We start from the raw sequence: 23,528 nt of genomic DNA on the forward strand, positions 1-23,528 counted from the left end.
GGAATCCCCCCTCACCTTTTTACATCCTGATTATCTTTGGCGCCCTTGATCAATTGTTCAACTTCTTCATTATTCGGGAGTCCTTCTACATCTCCGTTCACTCCCACGACAATAGCACCAACTGCATTTCCTCGTTTCACAGCTTCGGAAATCGGCTCATTTCTCAACATTCCACTGATTACCCCAGCGGCAAATCCATCGCCCGCACCTACAGGGTCAACGATCTGGGAAACCGGAAAGCCATCAACATAACCTTTATCACTGCCGGCTTGATAATAGGCCCCCTTTTCACCAAGCTTAACAATGATTGTTTTGTCACCTTTAAGACAAAGCTGGTCAGCTATTTCTTCTGGCGTATTTTTCCCGGTCATTATTTCACCTTCATCGAGGCCGGGAAGAATGATATCTGCAGCTTCGGCGATTTCGGTAATGACCGGCTTTGCTTCTTCTCTGCTCCATAATTTGAGCCGAATATTTGGGTCAAAGACAATTTTCACTTTATGTTTTTTGGCAATTTCAATCGCTTTGAAAACTGCCATGCGGATTGATTCACTTAAGGCTGGCGTAATGCCAGTCAAATGCAGGAATTTTGCTCCGGCAATATATTCCTCGTCTAAATCCTCAGAAGCTAGCAAACTCGCTGCAGAGTTCTTTCGATAATAATAAACACTAATATTTGTCGGAGATCTTTTTTCTTTAAAGAAAAGACCGGTTGGCGCTTCGTCTGTGTATACACATCGTGAAGTATCAACACCATGGCCACGAATAAATTGATGGATATACCTTCCGAAAGGATCATCACCAAGCTTGCTGAACCAGCCAGTGGTATGGCCTAATTTTTGCAAACCTATTGCAAGGTTTGATTCTGCACCGCCGATTTGCTTCATGAACCTATGATTATATTCAAGTGGCAGCATTTGTTCGGGATTAAACAAAACCATTGTTTCCCCGAAGGTTACTACATCTAACTTCTTCAATTTAAGTTCCTCCAGGCAATGTCGAAGTCTAGTAAAGGAGAAAAAGGTTGTAGCGAAAATTTGATTTCTTTCGTTTGGAGCTCCCCAGAAGGGATTATTCTTTCAAACCAACCATCACGTTTTACTGTCAGGGATGGTTCCCGGCAATAAAGTCGGCTGAAATCGGTGAACCCGCGGCTCTATAATTTCTTTATTTTTATTAATCTTTTTTAAAAGCAGTGAAGCCGCTTTATTCCCAATTTCAAATGTAGGCTGAGAGAAGATTGAGAGAGACGGTTCCAAAATAGAGGCAAATGGGACATCATCTATACCTACAACCGCTAAGTCCTCTGGAATTCGAAAACCCTCATTTTTTGCAAACCTAAGAATTTCAAATAAAGTTAGATCATTCGATGCAATTACTGCCGTTGGCGGATCTGGCAGGGAAAAGATTTCTTTTAACCCTGATTGAAGCTCGTTCACCTTCATACTCTTGATATATTCATCCATAACTGGCAGCTGATGTTTTTCCAAGGCGTTTTTATAACCGTTAATCCTTTCAATCCTCGGCGAAATTCGTTTTTCTAAGGAAGGGGTAACTAATCCAATCTTCTTATGGCCTAAACTAATTAAATGCTCTACAGCCATTAAAGAAGCGTTTTCATTGTCTAATAAAAAAACGTCTATTGGAACGTCTTCGATGATACGGTCTATGAAGACAACAGGGTAGTTTTTCTTAACCATCGAATGATACAAATCGAGGTTTCCTCCTGAAGGAACAATTGCCATCCCATCAACCTGCTTGGCAAGCAGCATTTGGATGTAATTCTCTTCCTTAGCAGGATCATCGTCGGCGTTGCAGACAATTACATGAAAATCATTTTCTCTGCATGTGTCCTCAATCGCACGAATAACTTGAGTTGAAAAAGAATGAAGAATATTGGAAACGATCACACCAATCGTAGAAGTTCGTCTTTGCTTCAAACTTCTGGCGATGATGTTGGGATGGTATCCTAGTGTGTCAATCGCCTGGCCAATTCTCATTTTTGTCTCTTCACTCATATACATATATCGTTTGTTGAGATATTGTGAAACGGTGCTTTTAGATACCCCTGCGAGTCTGGCCACATCAGCAATTGTTACTCGTTCCATTTTTATCTCCTCATCCAAAGTTACTAAACCGAGTTACTAAATCGATTTATGAAACCAGTATATAGCAACTTGTAAACGGTTTCAAGTCTGTATATTGCGAAAAAAATAAATATTTAAAAAACTATTTTGATATATTTTTACACCAACTTACATTGGATAAGAGCTGAAAATGAAAGGTATATTCATTAGATGGCCGATTTGCCCCACCTATCAACAGCCACCAAAAAAAGGCATCCCTGGCCTAAGCCGGAATGCCTTTTACTATGAATGTTTAGATAATACCAGTCAGCAGGTATACTCCAATGATGAAGAATGCCGCGATTGTTTTGATGATAGTGATCGCAAAGATATCCCGATAGGATTGCTTATGGGTCAGGCCGGTAATTGCCAGCAAGGTGATAACTGCTCCGTTGTGCGGCAGTGTATCCATACCGCCTGATGCCATTGAAATGACGCGGTGCATAACCTCTAGCGGAATATCAAACTGATTTGCTAGTTTGATATACGTGTCACTCATCATACCAAGTGTAATCGCGATACCCGCTGATGCTGAACCTGAAATCGCGGATAGGACGTTCGTTGTGACAGCACCGTTCACCAACGGATGTTGGAATACGGACGCGATTCCATCCCTGGCAATTTTGAAGCCAGGAAGGTTTGAGATTACTGCACCAAATCCATATTCGGTAGCAGAGTTCATGATGGCGAGCAACGCACCCGCAACACCGATTTTCGAGCCTTCTTTAAAGTCCATGACAACCGGTTTGTGATTATAAAGAATGGTTGTGATAACCCCTACAATCAATGCAATTTCGACTGACCAAATTCCAACTACTTTGGACGTTTCGATACTCGGGAATGCAAGGCCGATCGCATCAAAGTCAAATCCGTTTGGATACCATTTTGGAATAATCGTGGTAAACGCTTTATTCAGTACAGCAACTAGGATAACCGGAACGAATGCGAAAATTCGGCGTCCAACACTTTCATGTTCATTCAAATCGATTTCTACTTGATTTTCTTCTTTTATCGTACCGAATGAATCATATCCTTCGCCGGCCTTTGCTGCTTTTTTGCGGCGTGATTCAAGGTATAGCATACCGAATACGAAAATGAAAATTGCACCGATGATGCCAAGCCATGGAGCGGAATAAAGATCTGTTTTAAAAAATGTTGTCGGAATGACGTTTTGCACCTGTGGCGATCCAGGCAGGGCGTCCATTGTAAAGGTGAAGGAACCAAGCGCAATTGTACCTGGAATTAACCGTTTTGGAATGTTTGAATCCTTGAACAAGTGCCTTGCAAACGGGTAGACTGCGAATGCTACAACGACCAAGCTAACGCCGCTGTAGGTTAAAATGGCTGCAAGCAAAACGATGACAAGCATTGCCCTTTTTTGGCCAACGACTTTAATTAATGTAGTCGCGATGCTTTTTGCAAGCCCAGACATTTCTACGACCTTACCAAACATAGCCCCCAGCAGGAAAATCGGGAAGTATAGTTGAATATACTCAACCATTTTCCCCATAAATACATTGGAGTACCATGGTAAAATCCAGGCTGGTTCAGTTAAAAGTACGGCAAACAATGCACAGATTGGAGCAAAAATAATGACAGTGAAACCACGATATGCGATAAACATTAGCATGCCGAGCGCTAATAGAATTATAACAAGTTCCATAAAATATCCCCTCTGACGTATGACTTGTGTAGTTGTGAAGTTTAGATAGAAGCGCTTTCAAGTGATAGTTAATACGATTCCCTGCTTAGGTATAAGAGAAGGATACAAGCCGTTCCCCTCCCTTAAACCATAGTCAGAGTTAACCTATGACACTAGCTTTCTTACTTTTCGCAATTTCGGCTGCGACTTCGACAATCATATCCTCTTGTCCGCCAACAACCTTGCGTTTGCCAAGTTCTATTAAAATATCACGGGAATCAACGCCGAATTTTTCAGCGGCGCGCTTTGCATGAAGGGCAAAGCTTGAGTATACTCCAGCATAGCCAAGTGTCAGGCTGTCCTTGGTGATTTCCTGTGGAACTTGAAGGATTGGTGCGACAATGTCCTCAGCCAAATCCATCATTTTATACAAATCGACCCCAGTTTTAATTCCCATCCGGTCAAGGACTGCGATGAGTACTTCTGTCTGTGTATTGCCGGCACCAGCACCAAGGCAGCGTACACTTCCATCAATTCTTGTAGCGCCTTCTTCAATCGCAGCAAGTGTATTGGCCATTGCCAGGGACAAGTTGTTGTGGCCATGGAAGCCGACATTGATGCCAACCGATTGCTTCAAGGCACGAATCCGTTCACGAACCTGATTAGGGAGCAGGAAGCCCGCGGAGTCAACCACGTACACTGTATCTGCGCCATACGATTCCATCAATTTCGCCTGCTCGACAAGCTTGTCAACTGGGGCCATATGGTTCATCATCAGGAATCCGACTGTTTCCATACCAAGTTCCTTTGCATAAGCGATGTGCTGTGGTGCAACGTCAGCTTCGGTTACATGAGTTGCAATCCGGGCCATTTTCGCTCCAAGGTTAGCAGCTTCCTTAAGATCTTGAAGGGTGCCGATTCCTGGCAAAAGCAGGACCGCAATCTTTGATTTATCCGCTACTGATACGGCCGCTTCAATCAATTCCATTTCATTTGTACGGGAAAGCCCGTATTGCAAGGAAGATCCCGCCAGTCCGTCCCCGTGGGAAACTTCGATATAAGGGACATTTGCGTCATTCAAGGCCTTGGCAATTTTCAGTACCTGGTCTACCGTATATTGATGGGCAATCGCATGGCTTCCGTCACGCAATGCCACTTCTGTAATAAGAATATCTCGTTCAGTTGTCATGATTCGTTAACCCCTTCCTTAGCTCAAACAGTTTCTTTGGCCAATAGATTTTTCGCAAATTCTTCAGCAATCTTGACTCCGGCAGCGGTCATGATATCGAGGTTGCCTGAGTACTTAGGCAGGTAATCTCCTGCTCCTTCAACTTGAAGGAAGATGGTGACTTGGTTGCCTTCAAAGATTGGCTCGGTGCGGAGCTTATAACCAGGAACATACGATTGAACGACCTCCGCCATCTCATCGATTGACTTCCGGATTGCCTCCTCGTCCATTGTGCCTTCTTCAACGAGTGTGTAGACGGTATCACGCATCATGATTGGAGGCTCGGCCGGGTTCAAGATCATGATCGCTTTTCCTTTTTTCGCTCCGCCGACAACCTCGATCGCACGAGAAGTCGTTTCAGTGAATTCATCTATATTTGCCCGCGTTCCAGGACCAGCGCTTCGGCTCGAAATGGTTGCAACGATTTCGGCGTATTCAACCGAGCTTACGCGGTTAACTGCATGGACCATTGGGATGGTAGCCTGTCCGCCGCATGTAATCAAATTGATGTTGTCCTTCTCAAGATGTTCACCAATGTTTACTGCCGCACATACATAAGGACCGACCGCTGCAGGAGTCATATCAATTACCTTGATTCCTGCCTCCTTTAAAACTTTTGCGTTGTAAAGGTGAGCCTTGGCTGATGTTGCGTCAAATACCATATCTGCTTCAAGGTTTGGATCTGCAAGAAATCCATCAATCCCTGTATCAACAGCCGCATAGCCCATTTCCATCGCACGGCGCAATCCGTCCGATTGTGGATCAATTCCAATTACAGCCGTCAGCTCCAGCAACTCTGAGCGGCCAAGTTTAATCATTAAATCTGTACCAATGTTCCCTGAACCGAGAACAGCAACTTTAACTTTTGACAAAGTAATTCTCCTCTCCGTGGATGTTTATATTTCTAAATTAAATGTGCATCTTATAACCCAATTGCCTTGATATTTCAGCCGCGGCACCTTTTATTCCGGCAATCACTTTAGGAAGTTTCTCTTCATCAAGCCGCATTTTTGGAGCAGCACAGCTAATTGAAGATACAACCTTGCCTTGGTGATTGAAAATCGGTGCGGCAATGCATTTTAGCCCCAACTCGATTTCTTCATCATCTACCGCATATCCCTGCCCGCGGACAACAGCGAGGTGGTTTTTGATGTCTTTCGGATTCGTTAATGTAAACTCGGTAAACGGTTTCAAAATAGCCTTTGATAATAGCCGATCCACCTCATCTTCACTTAAGTGTGCAAGAATGGCCTTTCCGACACCAGTACAATGGATCGGCGCCCTTTTTCCCGTATGGGAGTAGATCGTAAGTGCCCGTGGACCTTCCACTTTCTCGATATAAATAATTTCATCACGCTCAAAAATGGTAAGGTGTACGGTTTCATTTAGCTCTTCAACTAGTTTCCGGATGATAGGCTTGGCAATATTTCCAATATCGAGATGTTTGCCAACGAAGTTACCCAGTTCAAAAAGCTTAATTCCTAATCGGTATTTCTGATTCTCGGGATTTTGCTGAAGATAGCCCCTATGCTCAAGAGTCTTAATAATCCCGTGGACCGTGCTTTTTGAAAGTCCCAGGTAATCGCTAATCTCTTTAATACTCAATTCAGGGTGTGACGCCACAAACAATTCCAGGATATCTGCCGCTCTTTCAACTGATTGAATTAAGCGCTCAGCCATTGGCACCCTCCTATCGTTCGGCATTATCGAATGCCGTTCGCAAATTAATTTTGTTAACGGTTTCATTCTAATTCTCAAAATTTATTATGTCAATATATTTTACTCAAAAAACTTTTCACCAACAATTTACTGGTTGGCAGTTCCTTGATAAATAAAAAAACCTGTCTCCATTAGGAAACAGGTGCATCTTATAGAACCTCGAATTGTTTAAAGCCGGTATGATCCCGGATAAAATCAAGTTTTTTATTCCTGAAATAATGACATTCCCCTTTATCAATAATGAAGTCCAGCACTGAGATTGTTTGGATTTCATCCGTTTCCGCTGCAGCATTTTCCACTGTTACCTTAACCTTCATAAAACAGCTTTTCCGCATTTGCAGCCGGACCAGCCTCCCAACAGTTGAAGCTTTTAGCCTGGCCTGCAGCTCCTCTATGGCTGCTTCTGTCACCTCGAACATGCAATCATCCCTTTACTATTACTTAAGAATTAATTATAGCTTAATAGTAAGGTTAGACAACTTTCATTGAGATTTTAAGTATCAAGCAAACAGTCTTCCGGCGGATATTCAATGAATCCCTCAATGCTTGGCTGCCTTAGCGCTCCTCCTTCTGTCCATTCGGCAAATTTTATCTTCACGGTCATTTCCGGCCGTACCCAGATGGCATCCTTATGGCGCTGAGGTATCTTGTTGAAAGGAAGCTGCCCGGTTACGATTTCTGTTAATTCTTTCGTTAGTTCTCTCCAATCACTTTGTGTCATTTTTCCTGTCCCGGTATGTCCCACATAATGAAGTGCCCCATTAGAATCATATAACCCAAGCAAGATTGAACTAACTGTATTATGTCTTAGAGTAAAACCTCCAATGACTGCGATAATATCCTGAAAGTTTTTCACCTTAAGCCAATCTTCCCTCTTCTTCCCAATTGAATAGGGGGAACCCAGCCTTTTCAGCACAATGCCTTCCATCTCTTGCTCCTTAATTGCGTTAAATAAGCTTTCGGTCTGGCTGATTGTCGGAACGAGCTGTATATGTTCATTAGTGGTGATAATCCGAGATAGAATCTCGTTTCTCTCATGAAACGGTTTATGATCAATCCACATGCCATTCAAGTAGATAATGTCAAAAATCATATAAACAATTGGAACAGACTCGGCTGTACTCCTTATCCGATCGATATTCCTCAAACCATCCCGCCTCATAACCCGTTGAAAAGAAGGTCTGCCCTTTTCACCTAAAGAAATCACTTCACCATCCAAAATGACGGAACTGGTGCTGCAATAGTCTTGAATGTTCGCTATCTCAGGATAGTGCATTGTCCGCTCATTCTTTTTGCGATTATAAAGCCGTACTCCGGCATCATCCGCATAGGTTAAAACCCGCACACCGTCCCATTTCACTTGTGCAATCCATTCCTCTCCATCCGGGATGGCAATACTAGCAACCGGCTCCATTGGAAATATTGGTTCCAGATGTATCACTCCAATTTTAAATAATACATAGTTTTAACAATAAGATTTGAAAATATAGAGAAAGAGGAGGTTTTTCTGGTGAAGGAAATGGTTGTCGATGGCAAAAGGATTGACATTACGCACCCGGACAAAATGATTTGGGAGTCGCAAAGGATCACAAAGTTGGACTATATTCACTATTTACTAAATGTGTCGCAGTATATGATCGAACATGCAAAAGACAGGCTATTAATGGCGTGGCTCTATCCCCATGGAATAGCTGGCAAAAAAATCGAAAAAAGGTCGGTTCCCCAGTCTGCACCGGAATGGATCAGCAGCATTTTCTATAAAAACAAAGACAGAATGCTATTAAATGACACTGCTACACTCGTTTGGGCCGCAAACTACGGAGCGATTGAATTTCACGTTCCATTTGATCGCTATGATAAGCCCGATTTCCCTCTGGAAATGGTGTTTGATTTAGATCCTCCAGATGATGCAAGCTTTAATTTAGTCGTAGAGGTGTCTTTAAAGTTAAAGGAGCTTCTTCAATCCCTCGGCCTCCTATCTATTCCAAGAACATCAGGTTCGGCAGGGCTTCAAGTGTTCGTGCCAATTCAACCCATTTATACTTTTGAAAAAACGAGGAAAATTACTACCTTTATTGCAAATTATTTTCTGGAACAACTACCGAATCAGGTTACGATTGAGCGAGTCGTTTCCAAAAGAGGAAACAAGCTTTATTTTGATTACCTGCAGCTGTGGAGAGGGAGAACAATGCCGGTTGTCTATTCGCCGAGAGCCAAACGAAATGCAACGGTTGCCACCCCGCTGACCTGGTCTGAATTAGAAGGAGGTATACAACCTGCACAATTTACTATGTTAAACATCATGAAAAGGATAGAAGAAAAAGGAGATTTGTTTAAGCCGTTAACCACAGATAAACGCAATCAATCCCTCGATGAAATTTTAAGGTTTATTGAAAAGAAAATGTAAATTCCATTAATCCGAAACAGTTGATACAAATGATTTACCCTAAAACTACTTTTGATTTCATCTATTAATCCCCTTACATAAATTTTATTTATGATCATCTTATTCATTAAATTCAATTACATCATTTCTACTTGAAGTAAAATGCCACCAGATTTTTGGTGGCATTTTTACAAACACTTATTTATACTACCGCTGCACCCTGTTTATTTAAGAGGCGGCTGTTATTATGTTGCATGTAATTCAAGCTGGTGTAAATACTCTACCCCCATTGTGGTAATTTTTGTGCCGGTTCTTCCCCGTCCTTTTGTAATGAAGCCTTTGCTTTCGAGGTAATCCAATCGTCTGCGAACCTGCTGCGGCGATAAAAAAGAACCGGTTTCCTCGCTAACCATTGAAATATACTGTCGACTTGCCGGCTTACCATTTTCATTACAGTGTTTAATGGCTTCAAGGATAAGTTTATATTCATATATTTCTAATAAAGTCTCAGGAAGTGAATAGTTGGTTACTATCTCTTGTTTCCCCTTTTTTTGAATGCGGCTGTAAGGAATGTCGTTCAGTTCAATTTTATTCCCGTTACAAATGGTGAGCATATAGTCAATCGTGCTTTTTAGTTCACGGATATTACCTAACCATTCATGTTTTTGCAGCTGTTCTGATAGATTTTCTTCAACTTTGACCCATTTTCCGCTTTTCGTAATAAAATGTTTGACCAAAAACGGGATATCCGATCTTCGTGCTCGAAGCGGCGGCACAGAAAGAGTAAGAACGTTCAAGCGGTAAAATAAATCAGAACGAAATGAACCTTCCTGCGATTTTTGTTGAATGTTCTTATTTGTTGCCGCGATGACCCTGACATTTACGGGTATGACTTTTCCCCCACCGATTCGCCGCAGTTCTTTCTCCTGAAGGACCCGTAATAAATGGGATTGAACGGTAAGACTAATATCACCAATTTCATCCAAAAAAATCGTCCCATTATCCGCTAATTCGAACAGTCCCTTTTTCCCACCTTTTTTCGCACCGGTAAAAGCTCCTTCCTCGTAGCCGAACAATTCACTTTCAAGTAAATTTTCGGATAAAGCACTGCAGTTAATGGCAATAAACGGCTGATTTTTTCGCATTGAATGAAGATGGATTGAGTGGGCGAATAATTCTTTTCCTGTTCCTGTTTCCCCTTGAATTAAAATCGGATGCTCAGAGAGAGCTAGTTTTTTGGCAATTTGTTTCGTTTCTTTGAGGAGTGGGTGTTCGCCAACAATATCATCAAAGTTGTATTTTGCGTAAAATCCTTTGTTTTTTAAATCTCTTTGCGCCATTTTTCCGACTTCAAACGCTTGATGAATACTTTTAAAAGTCGCTACAATTGTATTTTCAGTTTCCATTTGATGACGGTAAATCACAATATCAACACCGTAAATAGTGAAAAATTTACTTTCTTCATTACTATGTAAGATAAAGTCAATAATATCTTTTTGGACGATTACTTCGTCTAATTGTTTATTGATGGCGTCTTCAATTGGATGATGAAAAAGGGCCTCTAAGCGCCGGTTAAAAACGGTGACTCGATGTTGTTGGTTTATTGCTAAAATGCCGTCATCGACAGTGTTGACCACATTTTGAATATGCTGTTTCATTTGCTTTTCATTTTGTTCCGCAAATGATAACTCCCGTTGTAAATCAATAATGTTCCGAATATATCTTTCTGAAATCAATGACGAAATTTTTTCCCCTAAACAAAAGTATTCTACTACTTTTAAAATCGTTGCCATATCAAATAGCCGAACACCAATATCAATTACTTTTTTTATAGAAGGCGGACAAAGATGGATTTCGCCGGGAGATATGGCGATATCGATATTTTCATAAAAAATTTGGTCCTTCTTAAATGGTATGAATCGTAAATGATCAATACCTAACTGATAAAGCGATTCGATTACTTCAATCGTTGCGAAATCATCATCATTAACTATCAGAACATCCGAATGTACTGGTATTTTTAACAGCTGGTCGATAAATCGATGATGAATTGTCCGTTTTCCAACCATCATTTCTTTGCCGGTAATCTGACACGTCTCATACGCTTCTAACCTTGTCACTTCCGATGAAAACAAAAAGAAATCATCTGTCAGTTGGGTGGGGAGGCCTTCATCGGTGGAAAAAACTTCAATTTGAACGTAATCTCCCAACAACTTATGCAGCTGCTCATGCAAAACTCTTTTTGTTTGCCTGCTTCCAGTAATTAAGGTGAGTGATTGTTTGATGATAAAGCCCTCCTTTTGGTGTTATTGGTTCTATTATATTACCAAAAAGAACCAATGAAGACCAATAAAAAGTTTCCAATGGTTTAAATATTCAGAATTTATATAATTTTCGAGTTGGCATGATAATTGCATTCTAATTAAGCGTAATGCACAAAAAAGAAACAAAAGGGAGAGGGTTTTATGAGTCAAGTAAGCAAGACGGTGGAGCCGCAAGCCCCGCAAAAAAAGAAGCCGGTACACATCAATGCCTTTGCGTTACTATTTGGGGTAGTAATCCTGGCGATGATTTTAACATGGGTTTTGCCAGCAGGAGAATACAACCGAATAGAAGTAGATGGCAGAACATCGGTCGAGGCAGATTCATTTAAATGGACGGAATCCTCACCAGTAAATCCATTCGATATGGTGAAAGCCATTCATCAAGGGATGGTGGAAGCAAGCGGAATTATTTTCTTTGTATTAATCATTGGAGGATTTTTTGGTGTTTTTAGTGCGACAGGGACAATTGATGTCTTAATTGCGACAATGGCACGAAAATTAGCGAAACGGGAAAAGCTGTTAATTCCGATCATGATGCTGTTCTTTGCTGCCGGAGGATCATTAATGGGGATGGCCGAAGAGGGATTAGCTTATATACCTTTATTAATTCCGCTTGCAATCGCCCTTGGTTTTGACACGATTGTCGGAATGGCCATTGTGCTCCTTGGTGCGGCTGCTGGTTTTACAACGGCCGTTATGAATCCGTTTACAGTCGGGATTGCCCAAGGGATTGCTGAACTGCCATTATTCTCAGGGATTGGATTACGATTAATCTTGTTTGTTGTTGTTTATCTTGTGTCCGTGATTTTTGTTTATCGTTATGCGATGAAGGTAAAACGAAATCCCGAATTAGGTTTTTATGGAAACTACGACCAGTCAGCTACCGACAAACTGCTGAATTCAAAAGTGAATATGACAACAAAGCACAAGCTAATACTTGGAGCATTTCTATCAACTTATGTCGTTCTCGCCTATGGGGTTATTAAATACGAGTGGTACCTTTCCGAGATTGCGGCGTTATTTATTATTTTAACGATTGTTATTGGCATCATTGGTAAACTTTCTATTGATGATCTTGTGAAAAACTTTATGAGCGGGTCCGCTGCTTTAATAACCGGTGCGTTAATTATAGGGGTATCGCGCGCGACGTTAGTTGTCTTAAACCAAGGGCATATCGTCGATCCGATGCTGCACGGTATATCGGAAGCGATTAGTCATGTTCCTGGAACGATCAGTGTTATCGGCATGTATAGTTTCCAAACAGTCATTCACTTTATTTTAGCATCTGGAAGCGGCCATGCGATGTTAACGATGCCAATTATGACACCGCTCGCTGATTTGCTTGATATTACAAGACAAACTGCTGTTCTATCGTTTTCATTTGCTGATGGAATCGGAAATATTATTTTCCCAACGGCCGGTACTTTAATGGCTGGATTAGCGATCGCCGGGATTCCGTGGACGAAATGGGCAAAATGGGTTCTGCCGTTAGTGATTATCCAATTTGTCATCGGCTTAATTGCAGTCGTTATCGCACATTTGATAAATTACGGTCCCTTTTAAAATGAGTACATCCAGATTGAACTCAGGAGGGGATTACAGTTGCTTACTTTAATAAAAAATGGTGAAGTGTATGCACCTCATTATTTAGGCAAGAAAGATATTTTACTAGTTGATAGTAAAATCGGTTATATAAGAGAGTTCATTGAACTTCCTAACAATTTCGTTCCGATTTCAGTTATTGATGCTTCGGAAAGAATCGTTGCTCCAGGTTTTATCGATGCCCATGTTCATATCATTGGGGGAGGTGGCGAAGGTGGCTTCAAAACCCGGACCCCAGAGTTGATGTTAACGGATTTAACGACTGCGGGCATTACGACGGTTGTCGGACTTCTTGGTACGGACGGGACGACGAGAAGAATGGAAAGCCTGCTCGCGAAAGCGAACGGCTTAGAGGGAGAAGGCGTGACTTGCTTTATTCATACAGGTTCGTACCAATTGCCAGTAAGAACGATCACGAACAAAATTGAGGAAGATATCATTTTTATCGACAAAATTATAGGGGTTGGCGAAATTGCCATCGCCGATCATCGGTCATCTGAACCAACGGTGGATGAAATTGCAAAAGTTGCTACCGCTGCACGAAATGGCGGGATATTAGCTGGTAAGGCCGGCCTTGTTGAGATTCATGTCGGCGACGGGAAAGATAAGCTTTCTTTGCTTGAGAAAGTGGTTAAACAAACGAATGTCCCTATTTCCCACTTTCATCCAACCCATATTAACCGAAATGAAGAATTATTTATGGCTGGAATTGAGTATGCCAAAAATGGCGGATACATCGATTTAACAACGAGCACGGTCCCGCAGTATTTAGAAGAAGGGGAAGTGAAATGCAGCAAAGCATTGAAGCTGATGCTTGATGCAGGGGTACCGCTAGAGAATATCACTTTTTCTTCTGATGGCCAAGGCAGTCTGCCAGCTTTTAACGAAAATGGAGAATTAATTGGACTTGATGTCGGAAAGGTTTCTTCATTATATAAGGAGGTAAGAGATGCCGTCATAAATGATGGGGTTTCATTAGAAGCGGCGTTGCAAGTCATTACATTAAACCCGGCGAATGTACTTAAGCTTTCGCACAAAGGCCGCATCGAGGCAGGAACAGATGCTGACATTGTTTTACTTGATAAAGAGACTCTCGAAATTGCCACTGTCATCTCCAAAGGTAAAGTGATGGTCAACAATAAAGTGCCGATCGTTAAAGGTACATTTGAATAAAAAAACACAAGCTCCTTTTTCTGCGCCGCAACGACTGGACCCCTCCCGACGAGGATTGAGGAAACACGAATTGCAGGAAGTAAGTCCACCCGGCGCTGGAGCTAGACATTTCTCTAACTTGAAAAACAATGCTTACTCATTGAATAAAAAATTGGAGGGACTAAGGTTGAGAAAATTATCCATTATTTTTGTTCTTGTGTTAACGATGTTTTCGATAACGGTATCATCTTTTGATGTAGGAGCTACTGAGAATAATAATGTATCTAAGAATGATGGTTCGCTCGTCATTGTTGGTGGTGCCCTGGATTCAGATAATGAGGCGGTTTACAAAAAATACTTAACCCTAGCTCAACAATATCAAGGGAAATCTCTTAAAGATATAAAGATTGCCATTATTCCTGCTGGCAGCGCTGAACCGATTGGAAGTGCTAATTCATATAAAGATGATTTCATTCAATACGGTGTTTCTGCAGCGAATGTTTATACGGTACCAATCGCAGTAATTGATGATCCTTCGACAAAGGAAGTGGATGAATCTACGTGGAAGAATAATGGCAATAGTACCGAAATAGCAAAAAATATAGAGGAAGTAGATGCAATTTGGTTTGTCGGCGGCGACCAATTACGTCATGTTAAAACGTTAGTGGCCCCAGATGGAAAAGATACAGTCGTATTACAAGCGATTCGAAAAATATATGAAAACGGAGCGGTTCTAGGCGGTTCAAGTGCGGGTGCTGCGATTATGAGCAACCCTATGATTGCGAATGGAACGAGTGTCAGTGCCTTAACTGAAGGTGTCCATCTTCTTAAGAACTTTGATCAGGAAATAGATAATGATCAACTGTTTCTAACAACTGGCTTCGGATTTTTTCCACATGGAATTGTTGACCAGCATTTCCTCCAACGCGGACGATTTGGGCGTTTACTAGTGGCAACACAATATAACAAAACACGTTATGGCTTTGGAATTGATGAAAATTCCGCTATGGTATATCATGGCGCGGATGACAGTATAGAAGTTGTTGGCGAGAGCGGTTTATTAATCATCGATTTACAGGAGGCGACAACACCTAAAGGGAAGCGCTTTGCGATGAATAATGCAACGATGCACTACTTGGAAAAAGGTGACCGTTTTAACGTAACTGCCGGGACGTTCGATCTTAATAAAAAGCATGAATCGACAAAAGGGATTGAATACTACAGCGAAAATCCAATGGCAACCGATATCTTCGGTGCGCAAGTATTAAAAAAGGTTCTAACTGAAGATCTAATCGATAACGAGGCCAAAAAAGCAGAGGCCATTTGGTTTGACATGAAAGATGACAAAAAAGGAATCGGCTTCAAATTTACCTTTAGAAAAACAGACAAAACGGAAGGGTTCTGGGGCAGAATTGACAAAGTTGGATCTTACGCCGCATTAAATGTTCAAATGGACGTTGAACCGATTACAATCAAAATCCAAACAGATAAATAGAATACCGCTACAACAAAGACTCTAATCCATAACTCATGGAATAGAGTCTTTTAATTTCAAGTATGGCTGTCCAGAGAGGGTAAAATTATAATTCTATAAAGACCACATTGTTGAATCCTTTTTTTACTATTTTTGATTCAATGGCAGAAACAATGGGAGGCTGATCAATTAGGTGCCTTCACTATCAGGTATCTCCCTCTAGTTTACCCTATTGCCATTTCTTCTTTCCGATTAAATTCTTTACTTTCCAAGTTCACTTTTTCAGGTTTAACAACGAATATACTAATTAAAGTCGCAATCGCGAACAAAGCCATAACGACATATAACACCATGTCATAGGATTGTGTTTTTTCCAGAACAAATGCACTGAGCTGATTGCCTGTCAGTCCTGCCCAAGCCCAGGCAGATAACGCTAATCCATGCACAGTTGAAATACTATTTAAACCAAAGCGGTCGGACAGTAGTGGCGGCAAAGATGAAAATCCGCCACCGTAACCAGCATTGACAATACAAAGCAAGGCAATAATCAGGATTGCAATAGAATTATTCATACCATCAAATACAACGGTTAAAAGAATAGCTGCAATGGAGGAGATAAAAATAATCTTATAGATGGAGTTACGATCATTTAATCGATCACCCCATGAAGAGAAAACGATCCGTCCGCCCGCATTGAAAACAGCTGTTAACGAACTGACCAACCCAATCGCCCCAAATCCAATGAATGCCAGAATGCCTTTTTCTTGTGAAATTAAAGCTAATCCACATGTAATATTAATATAGAACATCAACCAAATACCGATAAATGTTTTATTTGTTAACACTTTTCCATAACTAAAGTTTTGCATATGTACACTTTCTTCCTCATGTCCGGCTGGTTTCTTTAATGCCAAGTGCCCAGCAACCATCATGACTAAATAGATACCCGCCAAAACATAAAACATCGTATAGATATTTGCGGGATTTACTAGTATTCCTTCATTGTTTCTTTCTCCTAACAACTTTTCCATTAAAGGACTTGCAATGACCTTCGCCAAGCCAAAGCCTGCAACAGCAAGGCCTGTCGCTAACCCTTTTTGCTCCTTAAACCAGAGCATTAATGTTTTTACTGGTGTTAAATAACCAATTCCAAGCCCAATACCCATAACAATTCCATATGAAAGATAAATACCAATCAATGACTTTTGATAAATAAAGAAACCTGTTCCTGCCATCCCGACAACAAAAAAGATCGCAGCAAGCAGGGATGACTTATGAATGTCCTTTTCGACAAATTTCCCGCCAAAAGCTGCAGACATTCCAAGAACAAAAATGGCTATACTAAATGCCCATTCCACTTCCCCTACTGGTTTCCCAATGTAAGAGGCAATATCGCCCTTAAACAATGACCAACAGTAAACTGTTCCAATACTGCAGTGAATCAATAAAGCTGGAAGTACAGCGCGAATCCACTTATTTTCAAACTTGTCCATATACTAACCCCTCCGTTTTAACTTAACCTGAATTACGAACGTTAAAACCAATCTATAAAGTTTTAGTTCGATTTTAAACCAAATAAATATGTTATTCGAATTAATTTTTAGGTAATGTTTAAGTATTCACGAACGATTATATATCATCTTTGCGCATAAATAAATAGTAAATGTTATATTTAGATAATTACTTTCTTCCTTTCAACAAAAAAACTAAATAAAATCACCTCAATTTTTAATAAAAAAAACAGCCTAATCATATTGACACTAGACTGTTTCCAGGTGGTTTATTTACTTACGGACCAACTCATCACAACGTAATTAAACGAGGTTTTTGTTTTAAAGCTAAGGGGGAGAGATAAATCTCCACCACACCTATTTTTGTTCAATTAGATTTAAACCAATTCAATTTGAAGAACTGAATTTCCGTTTACTTCTTCCTCTTGGATGGTCCAATTTTTAGATAGAAGACTTGTTAATTGTTTACGTTCTTCCGGATGAAGATGTAATCCTCGAATTCCTCTTTCCGTTGTTTGATAATCTACCTCATCAACTTTATTAAATTTTAATTTCAATAAATTTTTCAAACCATTAAAAGTCACGAATTTCACTTGATATCCATCTTCAACAATCGTTTGAAAGGCAGCAGGATCCTTCTCCCTTAAGCTTAGCAAATTAGTAAAATCAAAAGATTCATGTATATGATTCCAAGCTTTACTATCCTTTGCTTCTAGTAATTCTTGATTCGTTACACCCTTACTTTTTAGCGTTTCGATCATATATGCATCCATTAAAGAAATCTTTTGCAGCTCCATACATTTTCTCCTTTCACTCACGGGCTAACTCCTCTTGCTTGTTTTCGATTGGATAAAAACAGGACACAAAGTGGCCGGTCGAATTCTTTTCATCTAAACCAGGTACATTTTCTTTACAAAAGTCCGTAGCCAATGGACATCTTGTATGAAAGACACATCCGCTTGGAGGATTCGATGGAGATGGCAATTCCCCTTTTAAAATAATACGCTCCCGCTTTTTTTCCTCGGCAGGGTATGGCAGTGGGATAGCGGACAGTAATGCGTTTGTATATGGATGACGGGCATTCTTATACAAGGATTCGCTATCTGACATTTCCATCATCTTGCCCAGATACATCACACCGACTTTATCTGAAATATGTCTAATCACCGATAAATCGTGAGCAATAAATAGATAGGTTAGACCTAATTCCGCCTGCAGATCTTCCAGCAGATTAATGACTTGTGCCTGAACGGACACATCTAGTGCACTCACTGGTTCATCTAATACAATTAATTTTGGATTTAGCGCCAGGGCGCGAGCGATTCCAATCCTTTGGCGCTGTCCCCCGGAAAATTGATGCGGCAATTTGTTATAGTCATCTGGTTTTAACCCTACTAATTCCATTAATTCCTGTACACGTTTTTTTAGATTAGTTGTTAGATTGTACGCTTTTAAAGGCGCAGCAATAATGTCTCCCGCCTTCATCCTGGGATTAAGGCTTGTATATGGGTCCTGATAGACCATCTGGATATGCCGCCTTAGCTGGTGCAATTCTTTTGCATTATAGTTTAAAACACTTTCCCCTTCGAATAAAACATCACCAGAAGTTGGTTTTAATAAGCCAACGATGGTACGGGCAAGTGTACTTTTCCCACACCCCGATTCACCAACTATTCCTAAGGTTTCCCCTTTATTCAAAGTAAAACTTACGCCATTCACTGCTTTTACATAGTTTGTTGTTCTTTGAAAAACTCCTTGCTTCATAGGAAAGTGCATCTTCAAATCACGTACTTCCAATAAAGGTTCAGACATGTTCCAGCCCCCTTTCCTGCTGTATCTTTTCTATACGTGTTTTCGCTTGTTGGAACTCCTCTTCAGATAAAATGCATGCTGCAGAGTGGCCAGCTGATCGTTCCGTTAATTGGGGATCAATCATTTTACATTGTTCCGTTGCGAAAGGGCAGCGCGGATGAAAATTACACCCACTTGGCGGATGAATTAAATTTGGGGGCTGCCCCTCTATATTAAGCAGACGTCCACGAGATTCAGAATCGATACGCGGCAGCGATCTAAGCAAAGACCATGTATAAGGCATGGAAGTGTGAAAGAAAATATCTTTCACATTCCCCTTTTCTACAATTCTTCCTGAATACATAACAAGAACTTTCTCTGCCATTTGAGCAATGACACCCAAATCGTGAGAGATGATAATTATAGCCGTACCATACTTTTCTTGGATACTTTTCATAAGTTCCAATATTTGTGCTTGTATCGTAACATCCAGCGCTGTCGTCGGTTCATCTGCAATCAGTATTTTCGGGTTGCATGCAAGTGCAATCGCAATTAAGACACGCTGGCGCATTCCACCTGAAAATTGATGCGGATAAGCATTCAACCTATTCTCCGGATCAGGAATGCCTACATCCGTTAATAGTTCAATCGCTCTCTGTCTCGCTTTTCTTTTTGGCATAGGATGGTGTGTCACTATCGCTTCCATCAATTGATCCCCTATTTTCAGTACGGGATTTAAACTGGACATTGGATCTTGGTAAACCATTGCAATCTCATTGCCGCGTATTTTCCGAAGTTCTTTTTCATTTAATTGGAGCAAATTTCTTCCTTCAAACACTATTTCTCCTTGCGGGTAGAAGATCGGGGGCTTAGGATTCAGCTGCATAATAGAATGAGCTAGAACACTTTTTCCACTTCCCGATTCACCTACTATGCCGATTGTTTCACCTGGTTTAATTGCAAAGGATACCCCATCAACTGCCTTTACTATCCCATCTGGCGTATCAATATAAGCCTTCAAATTGTTTACCTCAAGCACCAGCTATCCCTCCCTTATACTCATGATGCATATTGTTGTTTCTGTTCGAACAGCCGTTTTTTTCGTTTCTTCTTCCCTTTGGCATAAGGGTCGAAGGCATCTCTAAGCCCATCTCCTAAAATATTTAATGCGAGGACTGTCATGACGATAAAAATACCAGGAAAAATTGAAAACCAAGGCGCCATTGTAATATAAATCTGTGCTTCTTGCAGCATGTTTCCCCATGTTGGTATCGATGGCTCAACGCCAACACCTAAGAAGCTTAGTGCTGCTTCTGCCAGGATCGATCTTGCAAAAATAAACGTTCCTTGCACAATAATCGGAGATAATACGTTAGGAAGAATGTATCTCGTTAAAATCACAGGATCCTTAACTCCCGAAGTTTTGGCAGCTTCAACATATTGAATATTCTTAACTTGAAGAACACTGGAGCGTACGACCCGTGTTATAACAGGCCAAAACGAAAACGTTAACGCGATAATAATATTCGTCACACTTCCGCCTAAAGCTGCGACAAGAGCGAGAGCTAATAGTAACGACGGAAAAGCGAGCATACCGTCAATAATCCGCATGATAATCGCATCTACTTTTTTGTAATATCCTGCGACAAGACCGGTTATTGTTCCTAATATCGTTGACAGCAGGGCAACTGTAAAACCGACAAATAAGGAAACCCTAGCAGCGATAATCGTTTGACCAAAGAGATCCCGGCCAAAATGATCCGTTCCAAACCAATTCTCCGATGATGGCGGCATTAATCGCAGACTTGAATCCATAACACTTGGAGATACAGGAAGCCACCATGCAGCTGTTATGGTTGCTAAACATAATAAAATTAAAAAGACAAAAGGAATAAGATTTCGTTTTCTTCTTAACATGAGGGCACCTCCTTTTTGACTGAATCAATCATAGCGAATTCTTGGATCTAAAAAGGCATATAACAGGTCGACAATTAAATTAACGAGTACGTAAACAATGGCAATGAATAATACGACACCTTGTATCACCGGATAATCCCTGCGATGAATCGAATCAATTAATAACTGCCCAATACCAGGAATCGTAAAAATCGTTTCAGCAATCACTGTTCCCCCGAGAAGGCCAGCCACTGTCAGGCCTATTACGGTTGTTGTTGGGATAAGCGCATTGGATAACACATGCTTTATTAGCACAGTACTTTCTTTCACACCTTTTCCTCGCGCTGTTTTCGTATAATCTTGATTCATCGATTCAAGCATACTATCCCGAAGCATCCGGGCAATTAGGCCAATTTCCACCGTGGCCAGAACAATCCCTGGCAAAAGTAAATGATGCAGCCAATTCCATATTCCATCGGCAATTGGTACGTATCCAGCTACTGGGAAAATAGGTATGGTAACACCAAAGCCAAGAACCAACAGTAACGCTAACCAAAACTCAGGAATAGAAGTCCCTAGCAGGGAACCAGATAAAAACAAAGGGTCCATTACTGTATTGCGCTTCCATACAATAAAAATAGCCGTTGGTATCGCAATAATCAGAGTTAATACCATCGATACAATCATTAAACTAAATGTCGGGCCAATTCGTTCTGCAATAATTTCAGATACCGGCTGTTCAGAATAGATCGATTGTCCTAAGGCACCTGTCAAGATACTCCCTAACCAGTCAAAGTATTGAACAACTTTTGGTTTATCCAGCCCTAATTGTTGTTCCAATTGTTCGACAGCCTCAGGAGAACTATCTTCTCCTAATATAAGGAAAGCAGGGTTGCCTGGCGTTAGGTGAATAATCATAAATACAATGATACTAACTATGAATAGAACAGGAATGATAGCGTAAAGTCTTCGTATCGTATAATGCAACACCCTTATTCCCTCCTTTATGTTCGTCTACTAAATAAAACGAGGGAGCCAGTGTCATAGAAAACTGACATGACTCCCTCTATTTGTCATTACTTCTTCCAAGTATTCCAGAATCGCGGACCAATCCAGGCATCGTATTCTTGGATTTCGTCACTCATTATATCTAATGTCGTTTCATTTGCTATTTTTAAGAAAGGAAGCTCCTCCGATACGGTTTTGTTCATTTCTGCTAATACTTTTTGCCTTTCTTCAGAAGACGCTGCCAAAGCCCATTGATCCATCAATTCTGCCCAGCGCTCGCTGTTATACCAGCCACTGCTGTTCTTATCGAGAACAAGGAATCCCAACTCATTTGGTGAAAATCTGGTTGAATACCCAATCGTAACGATATCCCAACTTCCAGGATTCTGCCATTTCTCTAAATACGTTGCCCATTCATATGGCTCGAGTTTGACTTTAAATCCAACCGCTTCAAGCTGTTGTTCCGCCATTTGAGAAATACGTTTATATCCTTCATTATTGTTGGAATACATAATGGTAATAGTTTCACCATTATAATCCGATTCTTCCAGAAGTTTTTTTGCTTTATCCTTATCATGCACCAAGTAGGAATCTGTTCCTTCGGCATTATATAATTCCGTTTGCGTTGGATCAAACAGTGCTCCGTCCATCTTGTAGAATTCTTTATTCCCGTAAGTAGATTTTGCAATTTCCTCTTTATCCAAAGCATATTGTAAAGCTTGGCGAACTTTCAAATCATCAAACGGCGGCTCTGATTTATCCGGAATAAGCATTGAATACCCATTGATATACGTCACTGCATTTGTATTTGGTGTATTTTCAATGACTTCGTATAAATCTGTTGGAATGGCTTGAGCATAATCATATAAATCAGTTTTTAAACCATTCAATTTCACTTGTGGATCCTTTACAATTAAGAAGTTGATTTGATCAAGGTTCGCTTCTTTTTTTCCTGTAAGTCCGCCCCAATCTGTTTCTTCACGCTGGGAGTAATCATCGAACTTCTTAATCACAATTTGCTTGCCGCGTTCCCATTTTTCAAATTTATATGGACCCGTTCCAATTAGCTGTGCCGGAACTAAAGGCTTTTCCCCTGCTTCTTCTGCAATTTCCTTTGGTATAATAACTAACCCTGTTTTAGGTGCAGCCATATCATCAAGAAAACCGTTATATACTTCATTTAAATTAATTTCTACTGTCAATTCATCCAATGCTTTTACTTCTTCAATGAATTTACCTGCAGTTTTACCAACAGAAGATACAAGCTTCCATCTTTCAAGGGATGCTACTACATCTTCTGCCGCAACAGTTGTACCATCATGAAAATTCACACCTTCTCTAATCTTTATGGTGTAAACCTTTTGATCATCTGAAACGCTATAATCTTCAGCTATCATCGGTTTAACAGCATAATCTTTATCAAGAGCCACTAATGTTTCAAAAATATGCCATGCAATGTCTCTTGTCGGACTTGAAGCATTTGACATGAGGTCCAATGTATCTGGCTCACTGTTATAAGCAACATCGACTATTCCGCCAGTTTGTTTTTCTCCAGCTTTCTTATTTGCTTCTCCAGACTTACCGGATTGGCTGTCATTACCACAAGCCGCCAAAATAAGTGACAATATGAAAATAGTAAATAGGGGTAAAGCACGTTTTAAACGCATTC

The 23,528-nt window shown here is 40.7% G+C and carries 20 protein-coding genes; 4 read left to right on the forward strand and 16 right to left on the reverse strand.

All coding sequences use genetic code 11. The annotated features are described in order from the left end of the window. Positions 1-11: 11 nt before the first annotated feature. From A8F94_RS10520 to ligD (A8F94_RS10555), 8 genes are all read right to left on the reverse strand, one after another. Complete coding sequence (locus tag A8F94_RS10520; RefSeq protein WP_066199464.1) at positions 12-977, reverse strand: sugar kinase; 966 nt, start codon at positions 975-977, stop codon at positions 12-14. A 114-nt stretch (positions 978-1,091) separates the two neighbouring features. Next, complete coding sequence (locus A8F94_RS10525; protein ID WP_066199467.1) at positions 1,092-2,108, reverse strand: LacI family DNA-binding transcriptional regulator; 1,017 nt, start codon at positions 2,106-2,108, stop codon at positions 1,092-1,094. A gap of 271 nt (positions 2,109-2,379) precedes the next feature. Continuing rightward, entirely contained in the window at positions 2,380-3,789 is a 1,410-nt protein-coding gene (locus A8F94_RS10530; protein WP_066199470.1) for a GntP family permease, read from the reverse strand. A gap of 139 nt (positions 3,790-3,928) precedes the next feature. Beyond that, positions 3,929-4,957 (reverse strand): 4-hydroxy-2-oxovalerate aldolase, encoded by a 1,029-nt coding sequence (gene dmpG, locus A8F94_RS10535; protein WP_066199476.1) that lies wholly within the window; start codon positions 4,955-4,957, stop codon positions 3,929-3,931. 23 nt (positions 4,958-4,980) lie between these two features. Further along, on the reverse strand, positions 4,981-5,868 hold the full coding sequence (locus A8F94_RS10540; protein ID WP_066199479.1) for an acetaldehyde dehydrogenase (acetylating): 888 nt from the start codon (positions 5,866-5,868) through the stop codon (positions 4,981-4,983). Between the two features lie 37 nt (positions 5,869-5,905). Next, complete coding sequence (locus tag A8F94_RS10545) at positions 5,906-6,676, reverse strand: IclR family transcriptional regulator (RefSeq protein ID WP_066199483.1); 771 nt, start codon at positions 6,674-6,676, stop codon at positions 5,906-5,908. Between the two features lie 188 nt (positions 6,677-6,864). Next, entirely contained in the window at positions 6,865-7,134 is a 270-nt protein-coding gene (locus tag A8F94_RS10550; RefSeq protein WP_066199485.1) for an iron-sulfur cluster biosynthesis, read from the reverse strand. Positions 7,135-7,208: 74 nt separating this feature from the next. Beyond that, on the reverse strand, positions 7,209-8,129 hold the full coding sequence (ligD, locus tag A8F94_RS10555; protein ID WP_139070066.1) for a non-homologous end-joining DNA ligase: 921 nt from the start codon (positions 8,127-8,129) through the stop codon (positions 7,209-7,211). A 105-nt stretch (positions 8,130-8,234) separates the two neighbouring features. Here ligD (A8F94_RS10555) and ligD (A8F94_RS10560) point away from each other — a divergent pair, with 105 nt between their 5' ends. Continuing rightward, the gene (ligD, locus tag A8F94_RS10560) at positions 8,235-9,122 is read left to right on the forward strand and encodes a non-homologous end-joining DNA ligase (RefSeq protein WP_066200450.1); all 888 of its coding nucleotides are present in this window, start codon (positions 8,235-8,237) and stop codon (positions 9,120-9,122) included. Between the two features lie 224 nt (positions 9,123-9,346). On the opposite strand, the gene A8F94_RS10565 is transcribed toward ligD (A8F94_RS10560), so the two are convergent. Beyond that, on the reverse strand, positions 9,347-11,389 hold the full coding sequence (locus tag A8F94_RS10565) for a sigma 54-interacting transcriptional regulator (protein WP_077247655.1): 2,043 nt from the start codon (positions 11,387-11,389) through the stop codon (positions 9,347-9,349). Between the two features lie 177 nt (positions 11,390-11,566). Here A8F94_RS10565 and A8F94_RS10570 point away from each other — a divergent pair, with 177 nt between their 5' ends. From A8F94_RS10570 to A8F94_RS10580, 3 genes are all read left to right on the forward strand, one after another. Continuing rightward, entirely contained in the window at positions 11,567-12,988 is a 1,422-nt protein-coding gene (locus A8F94_RS10570) for a YfcC family protein (RefSeq protein WP_066199490.1), read from the forward strand. A 39-nt stretch (positions 12,989-13,027) separates the two neighbouring features. Further along, entirely contained in the window at positions 13,028-14,200 is a 1,173-nt protein-coding gene (gene iadA / locus A8F94_RS10575) for a beta-aspartyl-peptidase (RefSeq protein WP_066199492.1), read from the forward strand. Between the two features lie 166 nt (positions 14,201-14,366). Continuing rightward, a complete protein-coding gene (locus A8F94_RS10580; RefSeq protein ID WP_066199497.1) occupies positions 14,367-15,674 on the forward strand; it encodes a cyanophycinase in 1,308 nt (435 codons plus the stop codon). 203 nt (positions 15,675-15,877) lie between these two features. Here A8F94_RS10580 and A8F94_RS10585 read toward each other — a convergent pair whose 3' ends face one another. The 7 genes from A8F94_RS10585 to A8F94_RS10615 form a co-directional block, all read right to left on the reverse strand. After that, entirely contained in the window at positions 15,878-17,146 is a 1,269-nt protein-coding gene (locus tag A8F94_RS10585; RefSeq protein WP_066199500.1) for an OFA family MFS transporter, read from the reverse strand. Between the two features lie 395 nt (positions 17,147-17,541). Then, on the reverse strand, positions 17,542-17,961 hold the full coding sequence (locus tag A8F94_RS10590; RefSeq protein WP_066199502.1) for a hypothetical protein: 420 nt from the start codon (positions 17,959-17,961) through the stop codon (positions 17,542-17,544). A gap of 13 nt (positions 17,962-17,974) precedes the next feature. Further along, positions 17,975-18,976, reverse strand: a complete 1,002-nt coding sequence (locus A8F94_RS10595; RefSeq protein ID WP_066199506.1) for an ABC transporter ATP-binding protein — start codon at positions 18,974-18,976, stop codon at positions 17,975-17,977. Then, the gene (locus tag A8F94_RS10600; RefSeq protein ID WP_066199509.1) at positions 18,969-19,994 is read right to left on the reverse strand and encodes an ABC transporter ATP-binding protein; all 1,026 of its coding nucleotides are present in this window, start codon (positions 19,992-19,994) and stop codon (positions 18,969-18,971) included. Before A8F94_RS10600 ends, A8F94_RS10595 begins: the two co-directional genes overlap by 8 nt. 20 nt (positions 19,995-20,014) lie before the next feature. Further along, positions 20,015-20,872, reverse strand: coding sequence for an ABC transporter permease (locus A8F94_RS10605; protein ID WP_066199513.1), 858 nt, complete (start codon positions 20,870-20,872; stop codon positions 20,015-20,017). A gap of 24 nt (positions 20,873-20,896) precedes the next feature. After that, positions 20,897-21,841 carry an ABC transporter permease gene (locus A8F94_RS10610; RefSeq protein ID WP_066199516.1) on the reverse strand — a complete coding sequence of 315 codons (945 nt, stop codon included), beginning with the start codon at positions 21,839-21,841 and terminating at the stop codon, positions 20,897-20,899. A gap of 86 nt (positions 21,842-21,927) precedes the next feature. After that, positions 21,928-23,526 (reverse strand): ABC transporter substrate-binding protein, encoded by a 1,599-nt coding sequence (locus A8F94_RS10615; RefSeq protein WP_066199519.1) that lies wholly within the window; start codon positions 23,524-23,526, stop codon positions 21,928-21,930. Between the last annotated feature and the right edge of the window lie 2 nt (positions 23,527-23,528).

Origin of the sequence: Bacillus sp. FJAT-27225 (genome assembly GCF_001685025.1) — a bacterium.
Classification (GTDB): Bacteria; Bacillota; Bacilli; order Bacillales; family Cytobacillaceae; genus Bacillus_D.